This window comes from Nitriliruptor alkaliphilus DSM 45188 (assembly GCF_000969705.1).
Lineage (GTDB): Bacteria > Actinomycetota > Nitriliruptoria > Nitriliruptorales > Nitriliruptoraceae > Nitriliruptor > Nitriliruptor alkaliphilus.
Genome location: NZ_KQ033901.1, coordinates 5407629 through 5431337 on the forward strand (window position 1 = coordinate 5407629; position 23709 = coordinate 5431337).

The 23709-nt window shown below is 72.6% G+C and carries 31 protein-coding genes; 12 read left to right on the forward strand and 19 right to left on the reverse strand.

Annotated elements, in window-relative coordinates; all coding sequences use genetic code 11:
* The first annotated feature begins 27 nt into the window (after positions 1 to 27).
* The 5 genes from NITAL_RS25255 to NITAL_RS25270 all read left to right on the forward strand — a co-directional run bounded on the left by NITAL_RS25255 (position 28) and on the right by NITAL_RS25270 (position 4166).
* Positions 28 to 1056 carry a hypothetical protein gene (locus tag NITAL_RS25255; protein WP_052668997.1) on the forward strand — a complete coding sequence of 343 codons (1029 nt, stop codon included), beginning with the start codon at positions 28 to 30 and terminating at the stop codon, positions 1054 to 1056.
* 184 nt (positions 1057 to 1240) lie between these two features.
* A complete protein-coding gene (locus NITAL_RS27660; protein ID WP_157042090.1) occupies positions 1241 to 1399 on the forward strand; it encodes a hypothetical protein in 159 nt (52 codons plus the stop codon).
* Positions 1400 to 1410: 11 nt separating this feature from the next.
* Entirely contained in the window at positions 1411 to 2091 is a 681-nt protein-coding gene (locus NITAL_RS25260; RefSeq protein WP_157042091.1) for an OmpA family protein, read from the forward strand.
* A gap of 42 nt (positions 2092 to 2133) precedes the next feature.
* Complete coding sequence (locus NITAL_RS25265) at positions 2134 to 3153, forward strand: hypothetical protein (RefSeq protein ID WP_157042092.1); 1020 nt, start codon at positions 2134 to 2136, stop codon at positions 3151 to 3153.
* Positions 3150 to 4166, forward strand: a complete 1017-nt coding sequence (locus tag NITAL_RS25270; protein ID WP_157042093.1) for a hypothetical protein — start codon at positions 3150 to 3152, stop codon at positions 4164 to 4166. The genes NITAL_RS25265 and NITAL_RS25270 overlap by 4 nt, the downstream gene beginning before the upstream one ends.
* A 40-nt stretch (positions 4167 to 4206) precedes the next feature.
* On the opposite strand, the gene NITAL_RS25275 is transcribed toward NITAL_RS25270, so the two are convergent.
* A complete protein-coding gene (locus NITAL_RS25275; RefSeq protein ID WP_052669001.1) occupies positions 4207 to 4722 on the reverse strand; it encodes a gamma carbonic anhydrase family protein in 516 nt (171 codons plus the stop codon).
* A gap of 146 nt (positions 4723 to 4868) precedes the next feature.
* Here NITAL_RS25275 and NITAL_RS25280 point away from each other — a divergent pair, with 146 nt between their 5' ends.
* Positions 4869 to 5639 (forward strand): hypothetical protein, encoded by a 771-nt coding sequence (locus tag NITAL_RS25280; RefSeq protein ID WP_052669002.1) that lies wholly within the window; start codon positions 4869 to 4871, stop codon positions 5637 to 5639.
* 60 nt (positions 5640 to 5699) lie between these two features.
* Here the strand turns inward: NITAL_RS25280 and NITAL_RS25285 are convergent, their stop codons facing one another.
* The 7 genes from NITAL_RS25285 to NITAL_RS25315 all read right to left on the reverse strand — a co-directional run bounded on the left by NITAL_RS25285 (position 5700) and on the right by NITAL_RS25315 (position 11378).
* Entirely contained in the window at positions 5700 to 6278 is a 579-nt protein-coding gene (locus tag NITAL_RS25285; protein ID WP_052669003.1) for a DUF4190 domain-containing protein, read from the reverse strand.
* Between the two features lie 164 nt (positions 6279 to 6442).
* The gene (locus tag NITAL_RS25290) at positions 6443 to 7135 is read right to left on the reverse strand and encodes a hypothetical protein (protein WP_157042094.1); all 693 of its coding nucleotides are present in this window, start codon (positions 7133 to 7135) and stop codon (positions 6443 to 6445) included.
* 202 nt (positions 7136 to 7337) lie between these two features.
* Positions 7338 to 8003: a hypothetical protein gene (locus NITAL_RS25295; RefSeq protein ID WP_052669005.1), complete on the reverse strand. Its 666-nt coding sequence runs from the start codon at positions 8001 to 8003 to the stop codon at positions 7338 to 7340.
* Positions 8004 to 8109: 106 nt separating this feature from the next.
* Positions 8110 to 8877 (reverse strand): DNA alkylation repair protein, encoded by a 768-nt coding sequence (locus NITAL_RS25300; protein WP_052669006.1) that lies wholly within the window; start codon positions 8875 to 8877, stop codon positions 8110 to 8112.
* Positions 8878 to 8928: 51 nt separating this feature from the next.
* Positions 8929 to 9570, reverse strand: a complete 642-nt coding sequence (locus NITAL_RS25305; RefSeq protein WP_157042095.1) for a maleylpyruvate isomerase N-terminal domain-containing protein — start codon at positions 9568 to 9570, stop codon at positions 8929 to 8931.
* A gap of 73 nt (positions 9571 to 9643) precedes the next feature.
* On the reverse strand, positions 9644 to 9961 hold the full coding sequence (locus tag NITAL_RS25310) for a hypothetical protein (protein WP_052669008.1): 318 nt from the start codon (positions 9959 to 9961) through the stop codon (positions 9644 to 9646).
* A gap of 169 nt (positions 9962 to 10130) precedes the next feature.
* Positions 10131 to 11378, reverse strand: a complete 1248-nt coding sequence (locus tag NITAL_RS25315; RefSeq protein WP_052670093.1) for a choice-of-anchor Q domain-containing protein — start codon at positions 11376 to 11378, stop codon at positions 10131 to 10133.
* Positions 11379 to 11522: 144 nt separating this feature from the next.
* On the opposite strand from NITAL_RS25315, the gene NITAL_RS25320 reads away from it, so the two are divergent.
* Positions 11523 to 12200, forward strand: coding sequence for a TetR/AcrR family transcriptional regulator (locus tag NITAL_RS25320; RefSeq protein WP_157042096.1), 678 nt, complete (start codon positions 11523 to 11525; stop codon positions 12198 to 12200).
* Between the two features lie 34 nt (positions 12201 to 12234).
* Here the strand turns inward: NITAL_RS25320 and NITAL_RS25325 are convergent, their stop codons facing one another.
* On the reverse strand, positions 12235 to 13056 hold the full coding sequence (locus NITAL_RS25325; RefSeq protein WP_052669010.1) for a peptidoglycan recognition protein family protein: 822 nt from the start codon (positions 13054 to 13056) through the stop codon (positions 12235 to 12237).
* Between the two features lie 163 nt (positions 13057 to 13219).
* Here NITAL_RS25325 and NITAL_RS27665 point away from each other — a divergent pair, with 163 nt between their 5' ends.
* Together NITAL_RS27665 and NITAL_RS25330 are read left to right on the forward strand one after the other, a co-directional pair.
* Positions 13220 to 13378 (forward strand): hypothetical protein, encoded by a 159-nt coding sequence (locus NITAL_RS27665; protein WP_157042097.1) that lies wholly within the window; start codon positions 13220 to 13222, stop codon positions 13376 to 13378.
* Positions 13379 to 13394: 16 nt separating this feature from the next.
* Entirely contained in the window at positions 13395 to 14399 is a 1005-nt protein-coding gene (locus NITAL_RS25330) for a hypothetical protein (protein ID WP_052669011.1), read from the forward strand.
* A 76-nt stretch (positions 14400 to 14475) separates the two neighbouring features.
* Here NITAL_RS25330 and NITAL_RS25335 read toward each other — a convergent pair whose 3' ends face one another.
* A complete protein-coding gene (locus tag NITAL_RS25335; RefSeq protein WP_052669012.1) occupies positions 14476 to 15645 on the reverse strand; it encodes an ATP-binding protein in 1170 nt (389 codons plus the stop codon).
* A 169-nt stretch (positions 15646 to 15814) separates the two neighbouring features.
* Here NITAL_RS25335 and NITAL_RS25340 point away from each other — a divergent pair, with 169 nt between their 5' ends.
* Positions 15815 to 16036: a hypothetical protein gene (locus tag NITAL_RS25340; RefSeq protein WP_052669013.1), complete on the forward strand. Its 222-nt coding sequence runs from the start codon at positions 15815 to 15817 to the stop codon at positions 16034 to 16036.
* A gap of 74 nt (positions 16037 to 16110) precedes the next feature.
* Here the strand turns inward: NITAL_RS25340 and NITAL_RS25345 are convergent, their stop codons facing one another.
* Positions 16111 to 16389, reverse strand: coding sequence for a LexA family protein (locus NITAL_RS25345; RefSeq protein WP_052669014.1), 279 nt, complete (start codon positions 16387 to 16389; stop codon positions 16111 to 16113).
* Between the two features lie 152 nt (positions 16390 to 16541).
* Between NITAL_RS25345 and NITAL_RS25350 the strand changes: the two genes are divergently transcribed.
* Positions 16542 to 17579 carry an ABC transporter ATP-binding protein gene (locus NITAL_RS25350; protein ID WP_281175577.1) on the forward strand — a complete coding sequence of 346 codons (1038 nt, stop codon included), beginning with the start codon at positions 16542 to 16544 and terminating at the stop codon, positions 17577 to 17579.
* Positions 17576 to 19174 carry an ABC transporter permease gene (locus NITAL_RS25355; protein WP_052669015.1) on the forward strand — a complete coding sequence of 533 codons (1599 nt, stop codon included), beginning with the start codon at positions 17576 to 17578 and terminating at the stop codon, positions 19172 to 19174. The genes NITAL_RS25350 and NITAL_RS25355 overlap by 4 nt, the downstream gene beginning before the upstream one ends.
* 24 nt (positions 19175 to 19198) lie before the next feature.
* Here NITAL_RS25355 and NITAL_RS25360 read toward each other — a convergent pair whose 3' ends face one another.
* The 8 genes from NITAL_RS25360 to NITAL_RS25395 all read right to left on the reverse strand — a co-directional run bounded on the left by NITAL_RS25360 (position 19199) and on the right by NITAL_RS25395 (position 23672).
* Complete coding sequence (locus tag NITAL_RS25360; protein ID WP_211262675.1) at positions 19199 to 19579, reverse strand: type II toxin-antitoxin system VapC family toxin; 381 nt, start codon at positions 19577 to 19579, stop codon at positions 19199 to 19201.
* Complete coding sequence (locus tag NITAL_RS28760) at positions 19576 to 19836, reverse strand: type II toxin-antitoxin system Phd/YefM family antitoxin (RefSeq protein ID WP_052669017.1); 261 nt, start codon at positions 19834 to 19836, stop codon at positions 19576 to 19578. The genes NITAL_RS25360 and NITAL_RS28760 overlap by 4 nt, the downstream gene beginning before the upstream one ends.
* A gap of 77 nt (positions 19837 to 19913) precedes the next feature.
* Complete coding sequence (locus tag NITAL_RS25370) at positions 19914 to 20321, reverse strand: HNH endonuclease (protein WP_211262676.1); 408 nt, start codon at positions 20319 to 20321, stop codon at positions 19914 to 19916.
* Between the two features lie 62 nt (positions 20322 to 20383).
* Entirely contained in the window at positions 20384 to 20866 is a 483-nt protein-coding gene (locus NITAL_RS25375; RefSeq protein ID WP_211262677.1) for a DoxX family protein, read from the reverse strand.
* Positions 20867 to 20924: 58 nt separating this feature from the next.
* Positions 20925 to 21872 (reverse strand): tyrosine-type recombinase/integrase, encoded by a 948-nt coding sequence (locus tag NITAL_RS25380; RefSeq protein WP_052669018.1) that lies wholly within the window; start codon positions 21870 to 21872, stop codon positions 20925 to 20927.
* Between the two features lie 72 nt (positions 21873 to 21944).
* Entirely contained in the window at positions 21945 to 22343 is a 399-nt protein-coding gene (locus tag NITAL_RS25385; RefSeq protein ID WP_052669019.1) for a type II toxin-antitoxin system VapC family toxin, read from the reverse strand.
* On the reverse strand, positions 22330 to 22575 hold the full coding sequence (locus tag NITAL_RS25390) for a hypothetical protein (RefSeq protein WP_052669020.1): 246 nt from the start codon (positions 22573 to 22575) through the stop codon (positions 22330 to 22332). The genes NITAL_RS25385 and NITAL_RS25390 overlap by 14 nt, the downstream gene beginning before the upstream one ends.
* 62 nt (positions 22576 to 22637) lie before the next feature.
* Positions 22638 to 23672, reverse strand: a complete 1035-nt coding sequence (locus NITAL_RS25395; protein ID WP_052669021.1) for a DUF4262 domain-containing protein — start codon at positions 23670 to 23672, stop codon at positions 22638 to 22640.
* Positions 23673 to 23709 lie beyond the last annotated feature (37 nt).

Below are 23709 nucleotides of genomic sequence, written 5' to 3' on the forward strand. Positions count from 1 at the left end.
GAAGTTCGAGGGCACGGGGGAACGGTCGTGGAACGGGTGGGGGCACGCTCGCGCGTGCTGATGCCGGCGGTCATCGTGGCGGTGCTCGCGGGAGCTTGCACGTCCGCTACGGATGACGACGTTCCGGTCGACGACGGTCAGGTCGTGGACGCCGGAGAGGTCGGGGACGAGGCCGTCACCGAGCAGGCGGCGCCTGGCGGTCGCCTGCAGTTGACGGGGTGGGCCGAGGACCACCCCAAGGTCATGACGGTCGCGCTGCGTGCGATCGAGGTCGACGCGGCCGGCAACCTGCTCATCGACATCGAAGCGGTGAACTCCTCGTTGCACGGCAACAGCGCGTCCATCGGCATGCGTGGCGTCCTGGCCCGTGACGACCTGGGCAACGTCTACGACTTCGTCCGGCCCGAAGGCAACGGCCGGTTGCAGTTCGTCCGGGACGAGCGGATGACCGGGACGTTGGCGTTCGAGGGGCCGGTTGATCCCGCGGCTCGCACGGTGACGGTGGCGTTCAACCAGCAGGACGATGCCGAGACGCTGATCCGCGCCGCGGAGGACAACCTCAACCAGTTCCCGCGGTTCCTCTTCGAGCAGGTCCCCCTGCCGGGTGTGGGGTTGGAGGCCGAGGCTGACCGTGGAGGGACGGCGGACGCGTTGACCACCGAGCAGGAGATCGAGGTCGGCGTCACCGTCCAGCCCGAGATCAACGAGGGCGTGTCGGTCACGGTGCTCCGCTACCGCACCGACGGGCGCACGATCACCGTGGAGCTCGAAGCGGTCAACAACTCGAACCGGGTGGTCGAGCTGACCAGCGGGAACCCCCACCTGCGCGACGGACGGGACACCAAGTACGGCTACCAGCGGTCGGAGTCCGACGACCGTGACGAGCGGGTGCTGCGGATGGACCCAGGCCAGGAGGTCACGGCTGTGCTCGCGTGGCGTGGGCTCATCCCCGACGACGCAGAGTTCCTCGCGCTGGAGATCAACAGCGAGCGGTGGCAGACACCCACCTCACCCCACGTGTACGTCGAGATGCCGCTACCGGGGCAGGACCGATGACCGGATCGATCACGGAGCAGTCGCGTCCGCGCGCCCGGCGTCGGCTGGCAGCCGCGCTGGTGGCGGCGACGGTCCTCGCGGCCTGCACCGGCGGCGACGACGACATCGGTGACGGTGCGGCCGGGACTCCTTCATCGTCTACGAGCGGAACGAGTCCGAGGAGCGCGACGACCGGGTGGTGCGAATGGAACCGGGTTCGAAGGCTTCGGTCACGTTCTCGTACCGGGGGACGATCGCCGCGGACGCGGAGTCGTTGCAGCTGCGGCTCAACGGTGAGACCAAGGGGCAGGAGTCCACGCTCCACCCCAACATCGAGTTCAACGACATCCCCCTACCGAACTGAGGAGCGTGATCGTGCCGAGCCGATCGAGGCGCAGGATCGCCAGTGCCCTACTCGTCGCTGCATTCGTCGCCGGCTGCACCAGCGATGACGACGGTGCGCTGGACGACGGCGCTGACGCGACGGACGCGTCCGTCGATGTCGATGACGGCGCGGAGGCTGATGGCGCGGACGTCGATGCGGACGATGACGGGGACGACGACGGGCAGGCGGTCGAGCCGCCGGTGTCGGTGGTGACGGTGGAGCCGATCGATGCGCCGCGGTCGTCGGCGGAGATCCGTGTGGGTGAGATCATCATCGAGTTCGACGGTCAGGTGACCGAGGACGGGACGGTGTTGACCCTCGAGGAGCCGATCCTGTTCGACTTCGACTCGGCCACCTTGCGTGGCGGGGCGCGTGAGGCGTTGGACGATGTGGCGGAGGTGTTGGCGTTCTACGAGGGTGCGCCGGTGCAGGTCATCGGCCACACCGACGACCAGGGCGGTCGTGACTACAACCTCGGGCTGTCACAGGACCGTGCGGACGCGGTCGTGGCAGGTCTGCGCGAGCGGGGCATCGGTGCGGACCGTCTGACAGCCGAAGGGCGGGCGTTCGATGAGCCGGTGGCGGACAACAGCTCGGAGGCGGGTCGTGCGCAGAACCGTCGGGTCGAGGTGTTGATCGTGGGTGTGACCCCACCGGATCAGGACGGCTGACCGATGCGTCCGTTCTGCCAGTTGTCCACGCCCGTCCAACGCGTGGCAGGTATGCCTCGTGGCCTCGCTCTCGTGCTCGTGGTGGCGTTGGTCGCCGGCTGCACGACCGGTGGGGACGACGGACCGGCAGACGACGGGCCGGCGGCTGACGTGGATGCCGCTGAGCCGGCCGAGCCGGATGAACTGCGACCGAACGGTCGCCTGGTGCTGACCGGCTGGCAGGAGCACCACCTCGGCTCGCAGGTCTCCGTGGCGCTGCGCGGCGTGGAGGTGGACGCTGCCGGGTTCCTGACCGTGGATATCGAGTCGGTCAACGCCAACTTCCGCGGTGCCGGGATGGTCTCCCTCGCCGATCCGCACGTGTGGGTCGTGGACGACCTCGGCAACGAGCACCCGATGGTGCGGCCGGCGGTCGACGAACGGTTGCGGTTCCCCAAGGACCACCGGCTGAGCGGTGTGCTGGCGTTCGAGGAACCGCTCGCTGCCGAGGCGCGCACGTTCACGCTGATGTTCAACCAGCGGCCGGGCGACCAGCTCATCAGCGCCAGCGAGCACGACCCGTCCGTCTCGCCGAAGTTCCTGTTCGAGGGCGTTCCCCTACCGGGGGTGGGGCTCGAGGTGGAGGCCGACCGGGGCGAGGCGGGCCAGCTCACCGATCGGGCCGTCGCCGAGGTCGGCGAGACCTACACCCCCGATCACCTGCCCGAGGTCGAGGTGACCGTGCACCGCGTCGTCGGCGACGGTCGCACGGTCAGCATCGAGTTCGATGTACGCAACGGCTCGTCGCGCCAGATCCTCCTCGCGGGATCGCTGCCCTGGCTCGATGACGGTCACGGGAGCACGTTCGTCACCGTCGAGCAGGACCGGGACAACACCGAGGTTGCCGAGCGTCGGGTCGAGCTCGAGCCCGGGGACGAGGCCACGGTCACGTTGTCGTGGCGCGGGGTGGTCGCCGCCGATGCGGACACCCTCACCTTGACGCTCAACACCGGGACCCGGGACGAGAACAGCGGGCTCGCGCCCTACCTGCGCATCGACGACCTGCCCGTGCCGGGCCGATGATGCGCCGGACGGCGACGATCCTGGCGGCGGTCGTCGTGGCGGTCACCGCCCTCGCAGGCTGCACCGGCGGTGGTGACGATGGCGGTGCCGCGAGCCCGGCGCCCGCGGGTGAACCGGTCGTGGACGACGCGGGCCCGGAGGCGTCCGGGCCCTCCGGTCGGCTCCAGTTGACCGGCTTCCGCGAGGACCACCCCGTGGGTGCCTCGGTGATGCTGCGGGCGGTCGAGATCGACGCGGCGGGCAACGTCCTGCTGGACTTCGAGGCGGTCAGCGTGCGCTCGAACGTGCAGATCGGGCGGTACTCGAACCTGCTCGAGGACGACCTCGGGAACCGTTACCAGCTGGTGCGCGTCGAGGACAACCCGGAGCTGGCGCTCGGCGAGGCGGAGCGCATGACGGGCACCTTGGCGTTCCAGGGGCCGATCGACGCCGATTCGACGCGCTTCACGTTCGCGATGAATCAGGTCACCGATGACGAGCGGGTCAGCGCCGGGGAGCAGCGCCCCGTGCAGTTCCCCGCCTTCCTCTTTCCCGATGTCCCCTTCCCGGGAGTCGGCCTCGAGACGGCAGCGATCAACACGGCGGCCGGGCTGCTCGACGCCGGGATCGTCGAGGTGGGTGAGCAGTTCACCAGCGAGGACAACCCCGACGTCGAGCTCACGGTGGTCAGCGTCGCGAACGACGGCCGGTCGATCCTGGTGGAGATCGAGGTGGTGAACGCATCGGGGTCACGGGTCGGCATCGTCAACGACGCACCGCGGCTGACCGACGACGCCGGCCGGACCTTCCAGTTCCTGCGGGACGAGTCCGAGGGCGAGGACCTCCGTAAGCTCGAGCTCGACCCGGGCGACGAGGCCACGGCGACGCTGGCCTTCCTCGGGACGCCGGGGCCCGACGCCAGCGAGCTGCACCTCGTGCTGAACGCGCTGGGGATCGACCGCGGCGAGCTCGGCCGGCCTGGCTTCCGGATGACCCTGCCGTTGCCGGGCCTCGACGGGGCGGGGCCGCCGTGACCGCGGGCCCTCCTCGTGGTCGACCGGCCGCGGCGTCGCGTCAGGGGCTCGCCGGGGTCGCCTCGCGGTAGGCCTCGGCCAGGGCGATGTAGCCGGCCACGTTCGGCCGCGGGACCGGCGGGACCGGCTTCTCGAGGATCTTGGCCGGTACGCCGACGGCGATCGTGCGCGGTGGCACGACGGTGCCCTCGGTGACCACCGCGCCCGCGCCGACGACGGCGCCCTCGCCGATCACGGCGCCGTTCATGACCACCGCGCCCATGCCGATCAGCGCGTCGTCCTCGACGGTGCAGCCGTGCAGGATCACCCGGTGGCCGACGGTCACCCGCTCGCCGAGGGTCACGGGGAACTCGGGGTCGGTGTGGACGACCGAGTTGTCCTGGATGTTGGACCCCGCCCCGATGGTGATGGGCGCCAGCTCGGCGCGCAGCACGGTGCCGAACCACACCGACACCTCGTCGGCGAGGGTGACGTTGCCCGCCAACGTCGCGGTGTCGGCCACGTAGGCGGTGGCCAGGGTCGGCGTGACGCCGGCGACGGTCAGGACGGTGGGCACGGTGCACCTCGCGGTCGTGGGGCTCGGGGGCTCGCGGTCGACAAGGTAGGCGTCGATGCCCCCCGGACCCAGGCGGCCGGTCCACCGTCCGGCGCCGGACCCACCTCACCTGGGTAAGGTCGGACGACACGACGGGAGGCGATCCGGTGAGCGGATCCGATGTTCCAGGCCGTGACGATCGGACCCGACGGGTCGAGCGCCCCGACCCGGACGTCACACGCCAGGGCGACGACGGAGCCACCCGGCGGATCGACCCGCCGGCCGGATCGTCACGGATGGATGCTGACCCGACCCGTCAGCTCGACCCGACGGGGTACGGGGACGACGACGGGTACGTCACGGTGCCGAACCGCCCGCGTGAGGGCCGGGTGGTCGAGGAGGAGGAGCTCGTCGAGGAGGAGCCCCCCCGCAACCGCGCACGGGACTGGGCGATCGGGCTCGGCGGGGTGGTCGTCGGCGTCCTGCTCGCGGTCATCGTGGCGTTCCTCGCCGGCGACGGAGGGACGGTCGACGATCAGGTGGCCGCGGCCGAGGACCGGATCGCGGCGCTCGAGGCGGAACGCGACGAGCTCGCGGCCCAGAACGACGCGCTCGAAGCCCGGGTCGCGGACGCCGAAGCGGCTGTCGGCGAGGGGGACGCGGCCCTCGACGCGCAGCGCAGCGCCCTCGACGATCGGGCGGCCGCGCTCGACGAACGTGCGTCGGCGCTCGATCAGCGCGAGGCGGCGCTCGACGACCGGGAGGCTTCCCTGAACGACCGCGAGGCGGCGATCCAGCAGCGCGAGGCCGACCCGCCGGCAGGGGACGGTGAGGAGAACGGCGACGAGGGCGGTCGCATCGAGTTGCCCGACATCGACGGCGAGGACGTCGAGGGGTTCTTCGACCGGCTGTTCGAACGCATCCGCGACCTGTTCTGACCGCCGCTCACACGAGGAGGGGACCGCCGCGGCGGTCCCCTCGTTCGTGCCCAGCGCGGTCTAGTTGGTGACGTCCTCGACCTGGTCCTGGATCTCGCCGATGACGTCCTCGACGGGGTCCTGCAGGTCGGCGGCGGTGTCCCCGAACAGCACCAGTCCGGTGGCACCGAGGATCAGCGACAGCACACCGAGGATGATGCCGGCGAGCGCCATGCCGCCGCCGGTCACCGTCGCCTTCCGTGCGGCGAACTTGCCGATGATCCCGGCCACGATGGCGATGACGCCGAGCAGCGAGCCGATCAGCCCGAGGATCGGGATGATGGCCAGCAGCGCGGCGATGACACCGAGGACGAGGGCGACGACCGCCGCAGGGGAGCGGTGGGCGTCGACGACCACCGCTTCGTCGCGCCGGTCGGACCGCCGTGGCCGGGTGCGATCCGGGTCGTCGTGGACGTGGTCGTCCCGGTGCCTCGTGTCGGTGCGGTCGCGGTCGACCTCACGCGGGGTGGGTTCCCGGGTGCTTTCGTCGGGGTGGCGTGCGCGATCACGGTCGTCGGTCACGTCGTGGACGACCTCGGGATCGTCCCGACGTGCGTCGTCGGTGGTGCCTCGGTCCTTGGAGCGGTCTGCGAGTCCCATGCGTGCCCTCCGTCCCTGGGGTCGCGGGTCGTCGCCCTCCACGATGCCCTACGGAGCGGTCAGCCTCCATGGCCGAGCTGCCAGCCCGCGGCCGGGTCGGGCGGGCCCTCCTGGCCGTCCGTCCGCCGCGCGGCCGTGGCCGGTCGGGCGGACCGTGGAGCTGTTCAGCTGTTGGTGCGGACCGCGCGGCGTTCGGTGACGGGGACGTCGAGGGTGGTGGCGGGGCCTTCGAGGGTGCCGAGGTCGTAGGTGCCGGCCAGGATGGGGCCCTCGACGGTGTAGGTGGCGTGGTAGTGGATGCGGGCGGTCAACGGGTAGGTGTCGCCGACGTCCTGGCCGTGGAGGTGCTGCGGGGTGTGGGTGTAGGTGTGGGTGCAGTCGTCGGGGCCGGGGCGGTCGCCGGGGTTCCAGCGGCTGCCGGGTCCGGGGCAGGTGCGCGGGTCGTGTTGGTCGCCGGGGTCGAAGCTGGTCTCGACCGGCTCGAGGGTGGCGGTGACGGTGAACTGGCCGGCGGTGACCTGCCCGGTGGCAGGGGTGTAGGCGCTGTCGTCGACGGCGAGGTACATCGGGAAGCCGGTCAGGATCGGGGTGCCGAGCGGGGGTGCGGTGACCAGCTGCGGCGCCGGCGGCTCCACCCGCCCGATCGCCTCCTCGATCAGTGCAGCGACGGTGGGGTCCTCGAGCGGATCGCTGGTCCCGGGCACGTACCAGAGGTAGTACTCGCCTTCCCCACAATCGCGCGTGTAGTGGATGGCCGCCATCGGTACCGAGGGGTCCCCGGCGAGGCGCTTGCTGCGGTCGAAGTCTTCCGGTACGGGCTCGTACGAACACGTCGGCGCCCTGGGCGTGCTGGCCACCGGCGCAGCGGCGGGTGCACCGAGGGTTCCGTCGTCACGGGCCCACAGCCCGAGCGACCCACCCGAGTGAGCGGCGCCCGCTCGCTCGGAGCAGAACCGGTCCTCTGCCGGGCAAGGGGGGTTGACGCGCGCGATGGCGAGTGGAGGAGCCTGGACGCCACTGATCCCCAGGACGAGGACGACCACAACCAATCGCCCGATCCTACGCATGACAGGGCTTCTCGGAGTCCACGAGCCGAGTCCCGCCGACGCGGTAGCGGAGGTCATCATCGATGGCGATCGAGGCGATGTAGTACTCGACCACGCGAGGGCCGCTCTCAGCTGTCGATAGCAGTTCGCCGGAACGCCCGTCATATATCCCGCTTCGGGGCCCAGTCACGCTGCATTCCTGGACGACCGCCTGGCCGCCATGCGCATCAGTTACCTGGACCCACAGGACCTCACTGTCGGGGCTGCGCAGGACCGTGCCTGCTTCACGCCGTTGGTCGACCGAGGAGCGAAGGAGCTCCACCTGCTCGGGGACGTAGAGCTTGCCGAGGAGTTCCTCGTCGAACTCGTTGGTGGCGAGCGCCGTCTGTGCTGCCTCGTAGGCCTCCGCATGGACCTTCAGGAAGAAGAGCTGGTCCTCTACCGAGACGTGTGAATCGGGGTCTGGTGCCGGCTCAGGGAGGGGTGGGTAGAGAGGGCCGTCCGGTTCGGGGGGTTCGGGTGGTTCGGTGTCCTCGGGGCCCGGGTCGGGGGACAGGGTGATGTCGGGGGCGGCCTGGGCGCTGGTGCCGAGGTCGAGCTCGTCGTCGGGCGATGACGTGCAGGCGGCCAGCAGGGCTGCTGTCGCGATCAGCGTGACGCCATGGCGTCGCGTGCGCATGGACGTCTTCCCCCCGTCGGGACCGTCGATGCGTCGGAGCCTAACGCGACGCTCTCGCAGGGTGCCGAGCGAGTTCCTCGGGGCTGTGGACAGCCAGCGCCGAGGGTCAGCTCGGGGCCGTCCGTGCGGCCAGGATGGCCTCGCGGTCCTCGTCGGGGAGGTGTCGGACCGCCTCGCGGACGGTCACCGTGGACGCGAGCTGGGCGCGGGGCAGGAGCCAGGCGGTCACCAGGTCGGGGCGGTGCGTGCCGGCCTCGCGAAGCACCCAGCCGATCGCCTTGCGGATCATCGGGTCGCGGTCGGCGAGCATCGGCTCGGCCAGCTCCGTGACCCGCACGAACGCCGTCTCGACCACGGCGGCCGGGACCTTCCGGCGCAGGCTCGTCAGGTGGGCGAGGAGGGCGGCACGTCGCACCCACCGGTCGTCGTCGGTCGCCCACCGGCGCAGGTGGGGGTCCACGCCTTCGTCCTCGCGCTCGACCAGGGCGCCCACCACGTTGATGGCAAGCGGGTCGAGCAGCGCCCAGGTCCGGGCCTCGCGGACCAAGCGCTCGATCCGGGGCAGGTCGGCGAGCCGCAGCCGGTCGGCGTGGTGCACGAGCAGTTCGACGGCAGCCATCCGCCGTTCGTGCACGGGCGCCGTCCGTGGGTGGTCCCACAGGGTGGCGGCCAGCTCCCACACCTCGTCGTGGTCGAGCTGCGGGTGTTCGCGGTCGAAGCTCTTGACCGTCCGCCGGATGCTGGGCACGGCGGTCCCGAGGTGGGTCAGCTCGCTACGCAGGTAGTGCCGTTCCTGGTCGGCTCGCCCTGGCGTCGCGAGCGTGGCGAGGCGGCGTTCCAGCTCGTCGGCGAGGTGGTGCGCGTCGGGCTGCACGGCTGGGGCTCCATGAGGGTCGGGCCGGGTGCGCCTGCGGGCCGGGCTGGCTCAGAACGCCCGGAGCGCGTCGGGGTGGCGTTCCCGGCGGGCCAGAGCGCGGACGGCCTCGATGCCGCCGGTACGGCGAGCGGCGGTCTCGGCCAGGATCCCGGCCACGACACGGCAGGCATCCTCGGACTGGTCGGCGGGCACCTCCACGCTGACGGCGAGGTCGTCGATGTGGACCACGAGTTCGACCAGCCGCGTGGCGAGGTACTGCTCCAGCGGGACGGACACCCCGTTCACGACCTGCAGCGGCTGATGCAAGGTGTCGGCATCCAACCGGGTCGCGAGCCGGTCGGCGCAGGCGCGGACCGCCGCGGCCAGCGCCCCCGGCCCCTCGGCTGCCGTTGAGACGCCCCGTTCCCGCACCCCTCGGTGGAGGTCGCTGGCGACCGGGTCGTGATCGGCGAGGACGACGGTGAAGTACCCGGATGCGTCGACCCGGGCCGCTGACGGATCGCTCGCCGAGGTGGACGCGGCGGCGTCGAGGTAGGTCTCGACCACGAGCACGGCACGGGCGAGGTGGCCGGCCAGCCCCGCCACCGTGTACCCCTCGAGAGCGCTCGGCCGATCCCACCGCTCAGCGACCACGTCGCTGCCGATCAGATCGGCGGCGGCGCGCGCCCTCGCGAGGAACAGCTCGGACATGGTCACGTCGTTCCTCTCGGGTGTGCCGCCGGCGAACCTACGCGCAGCAGCTCCTGTGTGGCGACGAACGCGCTCACATGCCGCCGAGGATGGCCCAGAGGAACGCGATCACGGCCGCGATCCACCCGACGATCGCGCCGACGAGGATGGTCGCGGTCCACGCGGCGGCGACGAGCCCCCGCTGCACGCGATCGGCGTGGGAGAGGTCGGAGCCGACGCAGCCGCGAGCGACGCCGACACCCAGCGGGAGGGCCAGGACCACGATCGCGACGCGCGCATCGGTGACGAGGGGTGCCGTCACGCCGACGACCACCAGTCCGGTCGCCATCGCCGCGACGAGCCACGACACCGAACCCAGCCACCATCGACCTGTGTCCGTCTCGCTGCTCATCTCCGCCCCACGTCCCTGGGCAGTATGACCTTCCCACGCCGACGACGGGCCAGCACTGGGTCAGGTCTCGTCCCGCCCGTCACCCGGACCTCCCGGCTCAGCGCGGGACGCTACGCCTCGAGGTGGTCCGCCGTGACGGGACCGCACACGTCGCCCCTCACGTCTCCGGTCAGTGACGCTGATATGCGCCGGTGTCGCACCCTCGCCGGCGGACCGAGCCGCGCTGATCCTCCGCTGGGCACTCGCTGATCACGCCGGTACCGATCGCCGGACTGCGTCGACCGAGGGCGTGCGTGTCGGTGGGTCCGCCGTTGTCCTGCAGCGGTCCGAGGTGGAGCGCCGTGGTCCCGGGTCGATCCGTGGGGTCGTCGAGCCAGCAGGTGCCGTCGCCGTCGAGGTTGCCGCCGCCGGAGGCGAACGTGGCGGCGGTCGCGCCGCAGTCGTTCGGACCGAGCCTGTCCCGGTTGCCCGCCACGATGGTGTTGGTCAGGCGCACCGTGCCACCGAGGCTGTCTGGCAGCGCGTCGGTGAAAGCCGGCTGGAGGATGTCGATGTAGGCCAGGGAGATGTTGATGCCGCCGCCGTCGTCCGCCGCGAGGTTGTCGGTGATCGTCGAGTTGATGAACTCCACAGTGCGACGACCGCGGACATCGACCCCGCCGCCCTTGCCGGCGAGCCCACCGGGACGGATGACCTCGCGGAAGTTGTAGACGCGGTTGCCGCTGATCGTGGAGTTGACGACCGTCCCAGCAGCGTCGAAGCGGATGCCACCAGCCTCACCCGCGACGTTGTCGCTGACGGTGCTGTCGACGAGGGTCAACGTCCCGGTCGGGGTGTTGAACACGCCACCGCCGAAGCCGGCGACGTTGCCCGTGATGGTGGTCCGCTCGACGCGCAGGTCCGCCGCGTTCCCGATCCCGCCGCCGCCGGTGTGCTGGGGGATGCTGTTGCGTTCGTGGGTGTGGCCACCGGTGATGGTCACATCCGAGATGGTCGTCGGACCGCCGTCACGCAGCACGTTGAAGACGCGGTCGATGCCGTTGCCGTCGATGATCGTGTGCCGGGCGCCTGCCCCGCGGATCGTCATGGGGGTGGAGATGTCGAGGTCACCCATGCTGTCGTCGTCGACGAAGTCGCCGTTGTCGGCGAGGTAGTCGCGCAGGATCGGGAGGATGGTGATCCGGTAGTGCCCCGCTGGTACGAGGATGGTGCTGTGGCTGGCGGTGGCGTTGGCCTCCATGATCGCGGCGCGGAGGGTGCACGTGCCCTGGCTGGTCCGGCAGACACCGTCACCAGGCGAGGCATCGACGGCGTCCGTCGTGTCGTCGACGACGAAGGGTGTCGCGGCCCCGACGGCTCCAGCGGGAAGCGTGGCGAGGACGCAGAGTGCAGCACCGATCACCGCGAAGAGTCGCATGCTCTGGCGGTGACACAGGGGCCTGGTCGGTGTGGCGGGCATCGCGGGGCTCCTCGTGGCATCGGGTGGCGGCCACCCCCCCGGGGATGGCCAGGCGAGTGAGAAACGGTCACGTTTCTCACCTGTCCAGTAGTGTTCTCCGTCATGGCACCCACCTCCTCCCCGCTACCGCGCGGACCGCACCACCTGCCGCGCGAGACGGTCGAGGCGTCGCAACGCGACCGGGTCCTGCGCGCGATGGTCGGCAGCGTCGCGGAGCGGACCTACGCCGGCGCGTCGGTCACCGACGTCATCGCCCGGGCGGGTGTCTCGCGGCGGACCTTCTACGAGCACTTCGCCAACAAGGAGGAGTGCTTCCTCGCCGCGTACGACCGCGGGTGGAACCAGCTGTCCGAGGTCCTGACCGGTGCGGCACGCACGTCGCAGGCGTCGAGCGACGATCCGGTGGACTGGCTCCGCGCGAGCCTCGGGGCGCACCTGCGCTTCATGGTCGACGAGCCGGCGTTCGCACGGTCGTTCTTCATCGAGGTGTTGGCGGCCGGGCCGGCCGCGCTCGAGCGGCGGGCCGAGGTCCACGCGGCGTTCGCCTCGATGACGCAGGCGTGGCACCGCCGCGCGCGTTCGACCAGCGATGCGTTCCACCCCGTGCCGGAGGGGACCTACCGGGCGCTGGTCGGCGCGATGCACGAGCTGGTGGTCGACAGGGTCCGACGTGGCCGGACCAGCGAGCTCGGCGACCTGGAGCCGACGATCCTGTACATCCACCTGGCGTTGCTCGGCGACGCGGCCACCGCCACCGCGTCGACCCGCGGGGCCACCTGAGCGTCGAGGCGGGACGGCCCTCGGTCCGCGGGCTTCAGCTGCCGGCCTCGATGGCGGCGACGCGTCGGCGGGCGTCCTCGTCGCAGCGTTCGTCGAGTTCGTAGGGGGCGAGCTCGGCGAGCCGTCGTGCCTCGGCTGCGAGCTCGGGGAGGCGCACGTAGAGGTTGTCGCCCGGGCAGCGGGTGGCGACGTGGTCGCGGTGGCCGGTCAGCGTGCCCGGGTGGACCCCGTACGCGTGCCAGGCGTGGGCCATCAGCGCGGCGAGGGACGACAGCTGCGGATCGGTCGGCACGTCGAGGTCGTAGTTGCCCTCGCACAGCAGCAGCAGGTGGCCCGTGGGGTCGTAGTCGGTGAACGTGTCGCCGGCGACGTCGGGACGGCGCAGCTCGTAGACGTTGCCGGCCAGGTCGACGCCGTAGTGGTAGGCGATGTCGGACCAGCCGTGTCCTTGGTGGAGGCGCTGGTGCCGGCGCAGCTGAGTCGGCGTGCGGGCGTTGTCGCCGAGCTCGACGCCGGTGTGGTGCAAGGTCACCCGCTCGAGGCGGTGGGCGACACCGCCGGCGACCGCCGGAGCCAGACCGAGGGCGTCCCGGCAGAGGACCTCGATGCGGACGGGTGTCGGCGCCTGCGGCTCGACCGGCTCGGGCTCAGAGGTCGGTTCGGTCGTTGGCTCGGCAGCGAGGCCATCCGCTGACGGCGGGGCTGTCGGCGAGGTGGGGGCGTCGGCGCCGGCCCCATCGGTGCGTCCGGCCCCGCCCTCGCCGACCTCGGCGTCGCCATGGCTATCGCCGCGGCAGCCGGCGAGCAGGCCGGCGGCCGACACGGCCCCGGCTCGCAGCAGCTGGCGACGGTTCACCCGGCCCCTCGATCCCCTCCGGCCAGGGTACGGGCCCTCGGCTGGCGCACCACGCCGTGCGGGGGCCGGACCGGCCTCACCCCGCGCGGACCCTGTCGGAACGGACCGGTGCGGCGGGCCGGCGGCTGCCGCATCATGGGAGGTCCCGGTGAAGGGAGCGCGCGTGAACATCGGTAAGCCACGCAGGATCATCACCGTCGAGCCGGTCCCGGACCAGGTCGAACCGCTGCCGACCGAGCCGGCGCCCGCGGAGCCGACGCCAGAGGAGCCGGTCCCCGCCAACGTCACCGCCGGGGCGGTCGCAACCGTCGCCGACGGCTGACACCTAGGAGGCAGGGGTGACGGCCGCGATCGGGCTGCTGCTCGGCTGGCTCCCCGTGCCGGGCGCAGCTCCGGCCCTGGCCGCCGCGCAGCTCGCGGTGTGGGACGGGCTGGGGGTGCTGGTCCTCGGCGCCGCGTTCGTGCCGGCCGTCCTGCTGGTCGGACGCGGTCTGCGGCGGGCGCAGCTGGCGGTGTGGCGGGGCGGGTTGCCGCGCCGCCTCGGTGCGTTGCCGACCGAGGTCCGCTCGAGCAGCGAACGGCCTCGCGGCTACAAGGTCGCCCGGCTCGTGGGCGGGCGGCCGGGGGAGAACGGTGGGTTCCTCGGCGCCACGCTCGGGGGCACCTACACCCGGGACGACGGCGCCGGTTGCGAGGTGCTGGCCGGGCAGCTGCCACCACCTCGCCGCTGGGGCCGCCGCCGCCTGCCGCCGCACCACGACGCCCCCGACCTGGCCTGCACCTGCGGCTTCCACGCGATGCGCGATCGGGCCGAGGCGGCCGCGCTGCTGACGTCGCGACCGCCGATCAGTCGGCTGTTCGGGCTGGTGCTGCTGGAGGTGGACCTCGGAGGGACGGTCCTCGAGTTCGACCGGGGGTTCCGGGCCGGCCACCAGCGGGTGCTCGGCGTGCAGGTGCCGAGGTGGTGTCTGACCTGCGCGACCGCCGGCAGGGCTCGGCGCGCGGTACGGATCGCGGGGCTGGCCGGCAGCACCCTCGAGGAGGCCTGCAAGCAGGACCTGCCGTCCCACCCCCCGCTGTACCGCCTGGCGATGCTGGTGCACCACCGCGAGATGCTGGCGCGGCTCGACGGACGCGCGGCGCTGCGGGCCGTGTGCGAGGACCACACACAGGCGCCGCACGGCTCGGTACCGGGCGCGGCTCCCGCGGTGGTCCTCGAGCTGGCCGACCTCGCGGCGCAGCTCGGCACGGAGGTCCGCTGGCTCGACGACGACGGGTTCGACGTCGCGGGGTTCGTGGAGACGATGGCGCTCGTCCCACCCGGACGGGCGCTGACCCGGTGAAGGTCCGTCGACGGAAGGCTCGCCGCTGGCAGGCTCGTCGATGGCGGGCTTCGTCCGGGGCGGGCCCGCGTCGGCGTCAAACGTCGTGGTGCTCCGCGAGCCAGCGGTCGAACCCGGGCACGGTGAAGGCGACCCGGCCCCGCTCTGGGGCGTAGAGGTGCCCGGCGGCCAGCAGGGTGGCGCGGGCATCCGACAGCGGACGCTGGTCGGCGTGCCCGAGCCGATCGGCGATCGTGGCCATCCGCGCGGGTGAGCCGAGGTCGGCGAGGGTGCGGGCGAGCTCACGGGCCCGGCCCCGGGGGAAGCGCTGCCACCGGGAGGTGAAGAACCCGTCGCGCCGCTCGTCGACCAGGACCTGGGCCCGCACCACGTCGGCGAGTCGCACGTCGCGTCGCTCGGGCAGGATCGTCCACAGTGCCTCGCCCCACAGCTGCACGAAGTAGGGGTAGCCACCGGTGTCGTCGAGCACGTGGTCGATGACGTCGCCACCGACCCGGACACCGGCGTGCTCCTCGAACGGTTCGTCGAGCGCAGCGGTGACCCCACCACGGTCGAGCATCCCGAGGTCGTAGGTGGCGATGCGTTCGGCGTAGGTCTGGCCCTCCTCGAGCAGCGTCCTGGCGGCACCGGGCAGGCCGGAGAACATCACCCCGAGGGGGCGGGCGTCCTGGGCGTGGCGGTGGACGGCCCGCATCAGGGGGCGCAGCAGCAGTTCCTCGGCCTCGTGGACCTCGTCGACGGTCAGCAGGAGGCCCACGCCGCGGTGCTCGGCGAGCAACACCAGGTCGTAGAGCAGCGCCTCGAGGGTGATGTCGCCGCGGTCGGACTCGGCGGGGTGGAAGGCGAGCTCGCCGCGGGTGATCGAGATCGATGACAGTCGTCGGCGCAGGTCACCGACCGCGCTGGTCAGCGGGGCGGCGTCGCGCAGCAGGGAGCGGCAGGTCGCGGTCAGGTCGGTGTCGGAGGCGTCCGCTTCGATGTGCAACGCGACGGTGCCGGTGGCCGTGGCGTGGTGGCGCGTGTAGGCCATCAGCGCGGTCTTGCCGACGCCGCGGACCCCGCGCAGCAGCGGCATCGCGACGGGGTCGGAGGGGACGGCGAGGCGGTCGACGATGTCCTTGGCGGTACGCAGCGGCGAGGTCCGCGACCCGAACGCCGGCGGGACCTTGCCGGGCCCGGGCCGGAACGGGCTGGCGGCCCGGGGTAGGGCACCGCCGGGGTTCGGCGTCTTGAACGGATCACCCAACTCTGGCTCTTTCTCGGGATTCTCGTAAATCTAGCACACTCTCGGCGAACCGCGCCGTGACGTTCCCGAGGTGCCCCGACCGAGGCCTGTCGCACCCCGGTGGCAGGCTCGAACGGAGGAGGCCGGACAGCGGTGGCTCCTGGCATCGACCGGTGGGGCGGAGGAGCGGGTGACCGAGTCGCAGCAGGTCCTCTACGGCGGCGCCATGTGGGTCGGCCCGGTGTTCCTCGGCGGGTACCTCCTGCTGTACTGGTGGCTGAACAACGCCCCGTTCACCGCACGTGGGAAGCGGAAGGTCGCCGCGCGGGCCGCGAGATCGCAGGCTGAGCGGGCACGACGGTTCGGGTCGCCTACCGACGACGCCGGATCGGCGCAGGACGATCCGCCGTAGACCGCACGGGGCGTCCAGGTCGGATGGGGACAGCGACGGCGACCGTCACGGTCCTGCGACCCGACCGGCGCGGGTCAGCGCACGTCGCGGCCCACCTCGGGGGGAGGGACGGCGCGCAGCGTGCGGTTCCGGCCCGCCCGGTGCTCGACGAGGCCGAGTCGCTCGAGGGTCTTCACGTGGGCGTGCACGCTGCTGGCGGACGACAGACCGACGTCCTCACCGAGCTCACGCAACGTCGGAGGGAACCCGTGCCGCTGGTGGATCCGCTGCAGGGCGGCGAGGACCTCGCGTTGGCGGCGCGTCAGGTCGGTCCCGATCGCGGTACTGGTCGCCGTCTGCTCGAGCTGGCTCACGTCGGTCTCCTCGGAGGCGTGGGCGGCAGGCCTACCTCGGATCCGGCAGCTGTCGAGCCCGGCCCCCTCGCCAGCTGTGGATGGCGGCGCGGGAACCGACTGCTCGGAGCCGCGCAGGCGTAGAGTCCGCCCAGGCGCGAGAGGGGACCGGTGTGGACCGACCCGCCGTCGAGATCGATGGCCTCCGCAAGACCTTCGGCGCGACGGTGGCGCTCGACGGGCTCGACCTCACGGTCGCCACCGGTGAGGTCCACGGCTTCCTCGGCCCCAACGGGGCCGGCAAGACCACCGCCCTGCGGATCCTCCTCGGGCTGCTGCGTGCCGACGGCGGGCGAGCTGTCGTCCTCGGCGGCGACCCGTGGCGCGACGTCACCGACCTGCACGGCCGGTTGGCGTACGTGCCCGGCGACGTCGAGCTGTGGCCGCAGCTGTCGGGCGGCGAGGTCATCGACCTGCTCGGGCGCCTGCGGGGCGGGGTCGACCCTCGGCGCCGCGACGAGCTGATCGACCGGTTCCAGCTCGACCCGACCAAGAAGGGGCGGGCCTACTCCAAGGGCAACCGGCAGAAGGTCGCGCTGATCAGCGCCCTCGCCTCCGACGTGGAGCTCCTGCTGCTCGACGAACCCACGGCCGGGCTGGACCCGCTCATGGAGGCCGAGTTCCGGGCGGTGGTCCAGGACGACCGCAACCGGGGGCGGACCGTCCTGCTCTCCAGCCACATCCTCAGCGAGGTCGAGGCGCTGTGCGACCGGGTCAGCATCATCCGCGCCGGCCGGATCGTGGAGTCGGGCACCATCGACGACCTCCGTCACCTGACCCGCACCGCCATCAGCGCCGAGCTCGACGTCGTCCCGAGCGACCTCGCTGCGCTCCCGGGGGTCCACGACCTGGTCGTGACCGGCGACCTGATCGAGTGCGAGGTCGATGCCGACGCGGTCCGGGCGGTGATGCGTCGGCTGTCCGAGGCAGGGATCGTTCGGCTGGTCAGCCGCCCCCCGACCCTCGAGGAGCTGTTCCTGCGCCACTACGACACGGCGCCCCGAGCCCGGGGCGACGACACGGCGCCCCGAGCCCGGGGCGACGACACCGCGCCCCGAGCCCGGGGCGACGACACCGCGCTCCGAGCCCGGGGCGACGACACCGCGCCCCGAGCCCGGGGCGACGACACCGCGCCCCGAGCCCGGGGGTGAGGTCGCTGACCGGCACGTGGACGTTGGTGCGGCTCGGCCTGCGCCTCGACCGCATCCGGCTGCTGGTCTGGGTGCTGGCCATCGTGGCGGTCGTGGCGGTGTTCGCCGCAGCGATCGGCGAGCTGTACCCCGACGAGGTGTCACGTCGGCAGCTCGGCGGGTCCGTGGCGGCCAACCCCGCCTTCGGTGCGCTGCTCGGTCCGTTGCAGGACCCGCTGTCGGTCGGCGGCCTGGTGACGTGGCGGATGAGCTTCTTCCAGATGGTGCTCGTGCCGCTGATGGCGCTGCAGACGGTCACCCGCCACACCCGAGCCGAGGAGGAGGCCGGCCGGCTCGACCTCGTCGGATCCACCGTCGTGGGGCACCGCGCACCGTTGACCGCGGCGCTGATCGTCACCCTCGGTGCCAGCCTGCTCATCGGTGGCTTCGTGACGGTGAGCCTCGTGGTGCAGGGGGAGGCGGTGGCGGGCGCGGTCGCGCTCGGGGCGGTCTACGCCGGGGCCGGGGCGATGTTCGCCGCCATCGCGGCGGTGACCGCGCAGCTGTCCGCGACCGCACGTGGAGCCAACGGGCTGGCAGGTGCGGTGCTCGGGGTCGCGTTCCTGGTCCGGGGCGTGGCGGACGGGGCGGGCGAAGCCGGCCCGACGTGGCTTCGGTGGGCGTCCCCGGTCGGCTGGACCACCGAGGTGCAGCCCTTCGCCGGCGAGCGATGGTGGGTGCTCGGCCTCATGGCGGTGCTCGTGGTCGTCGGCACGGCGGTCGCCTACCTCCTCGTCGAGCGCCGCGACACCGGATCGGGCTTGCTGCCGTCACGCCTCGGGGAGGCGGAGGCGGCCCCGTGGTTGGCGAGCCCCCTGGCGTTGGCGTGGCGCCTGCAACGCGGCACGCTGCTGTGGTGGACGCTCGGGGTGTTCGGCACCGGCCTGGTCTACGGGTTCGTGGCCGAGAGCGTCAGCGATCTCATCGACGACGTGCCCGGGGCGGCCGAGATGCTCGAACGCCTCGGTGGCGCGCAGGTGCTGGTGGACGCGTTCATCGCGGCGACGATGGGCATCCTGGCGATGATCGTGTCGCTCTACACCATCACTGCGCTGCTGCGTCCGCGGACCGAGGAGACGGGCCTGCGGGCCGAACCGGTGCTCGCGACGCGGGTCACGCGCCTCTCCTGGCTCAGCGGGCACCTGGCCATCGCCGTGATCGGCAGCGCCTGGCTGCTCGCGGTCGCAGGTGCGGGGGAGGGTCTGGCGCATGGCCTGCGGATCGGTGACCTCGGGCAGGTGCCGCGGCTGGCTGGGGCCGCGCTCGCGCAGGTGCCGGCCGTGCTGGTGGTCGCCGGCCTGACCGTCGCGCTGTTCGGCTGGCTGCCCCGGTTCGTCGGGCTGGCGTGGGGGGCGCTGGTCGCCTTCCTCCTGCTCGGGCAGCTCGGGCCCGTCCTGCAGCTCGACCAGTGGGCGCTGAACCTGTCGCCGTTCACGCACGCGCCGCTGGTCCCCGCCGAGCCGCTCGCGGCGGTGCCGGTCCTGGCGCTGCTCGCGGTGGCGGCGGCACTGGCGGGGGTCGGCCTCGTGGGATTCCGCACGCGCGACATCGGCTGAGTCGGGCGAGTGTCCGCGGCCGCGTCACACCAGGCGGACATCGATGTGCTCGCCGAGTGCGGCCAGGTCGTCCCGGTCGCGGGTGTAGAGCGGGACGTCGTGGGCGTGCGCGGTGGCGGCGATCAGGAGGTCGAGCGCGCGTCGACGCGGCTGGCGGTCCGCCGTGACCGTGGCGTGGGCGAGCATCCCGTAGGAGCGGGCCACCGGGGCGTCGATCGGGAGGGGGTCGAACCTCGACTCGATCTCCGTCAGGCGTCGCAGGCGGCTACTGCGGGCCGCATCGTTCCGGGCGAGCAGCACCCCGACGTGCAGCTCCGCCAACGTGGCGGCGGAGATCGCCGCCTCGTCGGGTAGCTCGGCGACCTCGCGCGCGATCACGACCGAGGTGTCGAGCAGCCCCCTCACGCGTCCGACCATGGGTCGTGGCCGAGCCCGTCGTCGAGATCGTGCTCGGCGACGTCATCGAGGAGGTGTACGTCGGTCGGGGTGGCGAGGAGAGCGGCCACCTCGTCGCGGTGCACCCACTGGCGGGGCCGGTGCGGTCCCAGCTCGGCGACGGGCCGCCCGTCGACGGTGACCGTGTAGTGGGCGCCACCCTCCGCGGCGCGCAGGACCGCGCTGACGTTGTTGCGCAGCTCGCGTTGCGGGATGATCTCGGCCATCAGGCGACCGTAGCAGATGTTCTACGCTCGGGCGATGGCTCGGGATCGGCGCCGGGTGGTCGGTCGGTACCCGTCGGTCAGCTCGGTCCGGGACCCGCGCGGTCGAGCTTGCGCAGCTCGGTGGTGAGGTAGCCGCGGATGCGTCGCAGGCCGCCGCGCTCCTCGATGTGGGCCGCGAGCCGCCGGAGCGATGCCTCGATGACCTCGGGACGCGGCTCACGGCCGCGCACCCGGACCTCGTCGAGCCACTGGACCGGGGAGGCGTGGCCGCGCTCGCGGTTGCACCGGGCGCAGGCGGCGACCTCGTTCTCGGGGATGCTCGGGCCGCCCTTGACGCGTGGGATCACGTGGTCGCGGGTGGGCCGCACGTGGTCGGAGAAGGTCCGTGAGCACCACACGCAGCTCGGCCCGTCCCGGTCGAGGGCGACCACGAGTCGTTGGGCGCCGTTCGGGGCGCCGGTCGGGTGGATGGGACGGAAGCTCACGGGGAGGAGGGTAGGTCGCCAGGCTGGCCGATCACCGGCGGCCGAGCAGCGGACGACCGGGGTCAGCGGTCGCGTCCGCGCCACGCCCGCCACGCGCCGGTCGACCACACGGCCCAGGCGATCAGCACCGGCTGGAAGAACAGGCGCACGAACCGGGCGCGGTCGGAGTCGAGGCCGAACGCGTCGGTCCCCTCGAGGTACTGCGCGACGTTGCCGGGGAAGATGGCCACGAAGAAGGCCGCGGTCGCCCAGCCCACCGGGGCGCGCTTGCGGCCGGACAGCAGCGCTAGGCCGAGGGTGATCTCGGCGATCCCGGAGGCGACCACCACCACGTCGGCGTCGACCGGCACCCAGGCGGGCACCTGCGCCTGGAACTCCCTGCGTCCGAAGGTGAGGTGGCCCGTCCCCACGAACGCGAGGAAACCGCCGAGCCCCCACCTGGCGATGGTGCGGAGGGGATCGCGGCGAGGCTCCGCGCGGTCGCCGTTCCTGGGGCCGGCCCGCACGGGGGTCGGCCGCCGGTCGCTGGTCCGATCGCGAGCCATCGTCGTCCCGTTCGTCGCCCAGCGTTCGGTCGAGGACATCCAAGCGGATGCCGGTGGGTCAGTCACCGCTCAGCAGTTGCCCGAACCGGTCGGCGGCGTCGCGGTCCATCGCGGGCAGGACGTGGGCGTACACGTCGAGGGTCATGGCGATCTTGGTGTGGCCGAGACGTTCGCTGACGACCTTGACCGGCACCCCGGCGGCGAGCAGCAGGGTGGCGTGGGTGTGGCGCAGGTCGTGGAGACGGATCGGCGGCAGGGGGAGGGTCCGCACGTACGCGCGCCAGATGTCGCTGATCCGTCGAGGCCGCAGGTGGCCGCCGGTGGCGTCGGCGAACACCGGTGCGTCCGCGCCCGCCGAGGCCGATGACCGGAGCCGCTCGTCGAGGTGGCCGAGGGTGTGGTCGTCGAGGCTGACGGTCCGGGTCCGGCCGGTCTTCGGGCGTTTCAACTGCACGGCACCGTCGACCTCGGCGACGGCGACCGCCACCGTCAACCGTGCCGCCTCGACGTCGACGTCGCGGCGGCGCAGGCCGAGCAGCTCGCCACGACGCAGTCCCGTTCCGAGCGCCACCGCCCAGAGGTCGGCGAGGGGGTGATCCGCGGAGGCGACGAGGAACTGACCCACCTGCCGTGCGTCCCAGACCCGCAGCCGCCGGGGTGGGCGCCCGTCGACGGCGTGACGGGGGAGGGTGACGGCGGCGGCCGGGTTGGTGGCGAGCACCCCGAGGCGGACCGCGTCGACCAGTGCCCGGTGCAGCACCGCGTGGGCGTAGGCGACGGTCCGCGGTGCGAGTGGCCGGCCGCCACGGCCGCCGCGGGTCAGGAGCGTGGCGTAGGTCGCCTCGATGCGGCGGACGTCGAGCGCGTCGAGGGGCACGTCGCCCAGGTGGGGTAGCAGGTAGGCGTCCGCCATGATGCGGTAGGAGGCCACCGAGGACGCCTCGAGGTGGTGGCGCCGGGACGCCGACCACTCCTCGAGCCACTCGGCCAACGTCGGGATGGGCATGCCGGCGAGCTTGCACGACCGGGCGCGTTCCCCAGAGCTCGACCGGCGTGAGCCTGTGGACGACCGCCGCCCTCAGGGCGCGGGGTGGACCTCGATGGGGCAGCGGGGACCGTTCGCCCGCGCCAGCCGAGCGTCCGTGGTGAGCAGGGTCGCGCCGAGCGCCTCGGCGAGCGCCACGTACATGGCGTCCTGGCCGCGGATGGATGCACGCAGCTCCCACGCTCGTTCGAGGAAGGGTCGGTGACCCACTCGCTCGCCGGGCCAGTCGCGCAGGTCCTCGACCGCCTGTCGTGCGGCGGTGGCGTCGAGCAGACCGACCTCGCGGTGCTTGCGGATGACGCCGAGGACCTCGACGTCGATCAGGTGTGGTGCGAACTGCTCCTCGTCCTCGGCGAGCCGATCGCGGATGACGTCGGCGGTCGTCGCGCCGGCGATGACCTCGAACAAGGCACCGGCGTCAACGACCAGCATCGGGCCAGGCTCCTCGCAGCTCGTCCAGCGCCTCGATGACCTCCGCACGCGAGGTACCGGAGGTGCGCCGTCGGGTGCGATCCAGCCACTCGTTGGTCGTCGGTCGCGCAGCGAGCCGGGTGGCGTGGCGTCGGAGCAGCTCGGGGACGGTGATGCCGGCATCGGCTGCGTGGCGGACCAGGCCGGCGTAGACCTCGTCATCGACGTCACGGATCTGCAGGGTCCGAGGCACGATGTGCTCCTGGTCACTGGATGCGAGCACGCATGAAATCATGCAGATACGCATGATAGCGGTCATGGGCGCGGCGCGCAGTCGGGGCAGCGAGGGTCGTGCGGTCCGAGCCCTCCTTCCTCGCGCCGGTGGAACAGTTCGCGCGGCGCCACGATCCCGTCGCGCTCGAGGCGCCGCATCGCCGAGCGCAGCGGTTCGGTCTCGGGCGGCTGGGCCGCGACCGTGATGGCGTGGGGCATCGCGGACGGCCCGCACACGCGGGTCCGTTGTCCTGTGGTCAGCCCGGTGACCGCGTCGCAGAGCCGGTCGATGTCATCCTCGCTGGTGCCGTGCCAGGTCCACCGCTGCGCGACCCAGTGGGACTCGCGGACGACCCGGCTGTAGCGCGCCACCTCGGCGAGCTCGCCGGTCAGCGGGCAGCGGTCCACGACGGGATCGGCCTCCACCAACGTGCCGTAGGTGCACCAGTCCGCTAGCGCCGGTACCGACACCACGCGCCACGTACCGTCGGCGAGCGGCTCGGCGGCGACCAGTTCCTCACGGCCGAGGGGGCCCTCGGGGGTCCAGATCGGCAGGAGGAGGAACGGCTGCTGGACCGGCGGAGGGTAGGCGTCGAGGAGGGGGCGGCCGAACGGGACACGCCACGGCCGCTCGACCTCCGACAGGAGTGGCTGGCGTTCGAGGACGTAGGTGTCGACGTCGGGTCCCTCGTAGCGGCCGTTCGAGTCCGGTAGAAGGATCTGGAGCACGTCGAGGTCGCGATCCTCGCCGTAGTGCTCGTAGGCCCGCAGGAGGTAGCGGGGCACCCACTGATCGGCGACGGTGCCGAGGCGCACCTCCGGCGAGGAAGGTCCGAGGTCGAGCGTGATCGTGTCGCCGGGTGCGAGGGTGTCGCCGCCCGCCCGTGTCATCACCTCGGCGACCTGCTGGACGAGCCACGCCGCCTCCTCGGGGTGCAGCCCGATCGCGAGCAGTTCGGGCAGCCCCCGCTCGTGCAGGCCGATGCTGTAGGCGAAGGACGGCTCGCCGGGACCGTCGTCGGGGACGGCCTGGATGGCCCACCCGTGACGGGCGATGGTCGTCGGGATGTCGAGCACGGTGACGGTCTCCTCGTCGCGGCGAGGAGACACCGTC

Bases quoted from the DNA above. Each gene is read 5' to 3' on its own strand.
- NITAL_RS25385 (WP_052669019.1), bottom strand. From the start codon at position 22,343: ATGCTGGTCGTTGACGCCGGTGCCTTGTTCGAGGTCATCGCCGGCGCG.
- NITAL_RS25315 (WP_052670093.1), bottom strand. From the start codon at position 11,378: ATGCGACTCTTCGCGGTGATCGGTGCTGCACTCTGCGTCCTCGCCACG.
- NITAL_RS25270 (WP_157042093.1), top strand. From the start codon at position 3,150: ATGATGCGCCGGACGGCGACGATCCTGGCGGCGGTCGTCGTGGCGGTC.
- NITAL_RS28760 (WP_052669017.1), bottom strand. From the start codon at position 19,836: ATGGCCGAGATCATCCCGCAACGCGAGCTGCGCAACAACGTCAGCGCG.
- NITAL_RS25375 (WP_211262677.1), bottom strand. From the start codon at position 20,866: ATGGCTCGCGATCGGACCAGCGACCGGCGGCCGACCCCCGTGCGGGCC.
- NITAL_RS25310 (WP_052669008.1), bottom strand. From the start codon at position 9,961: ATGAGCAGCGAGACGGACACAGGTCGATGGTGGCTGGGTTCGGTGTCG.
- NITAL_RS25295 (WP_052669005.1), bottom strand. From the start codon at position 8,003: ATGCGCACGCGACGCCATGGCGTCACGCTGATCGCGACAGCAGCCCTG.
- NITAL_RS25320 (WP_157042096.1), top strand. From the start codon at position 11,523: ATGGCACCCACCTCCTCCCCGCTACCGCGCGGACCGCACCACCTGCCG.
- NITAL_RS25305 (WP_157042095.1), bottom strand. From the start codon at position 9,570: ATGTCCGAGCTGTTCCTCGCGAGGGCGCGCGCCGCCGCCGATCTGATC.
- NITAL_RS25380 (WP_052669018.1), bottom strand. From the start codon at position 21,872: ATGCCCATCCCGACGTTGGCCGAGTGGCTCGAGGAGTGGTCGGCGTCC.
- NITAL_RS27660 (WP_157042090.1), top strand. From the start codon at position 1,241: ATGGAACCGGGTTCGAAGGCTTCGGTCACGTTCTCGTACCGGGGGACG.
- NITAL_RS25285 (WP_052669003.1), bottom strand. From the start codon at position 6,278: ATGGGACTCGCAGACCGCTCCAAGGACCGAGGCACCACCGACGACGCA.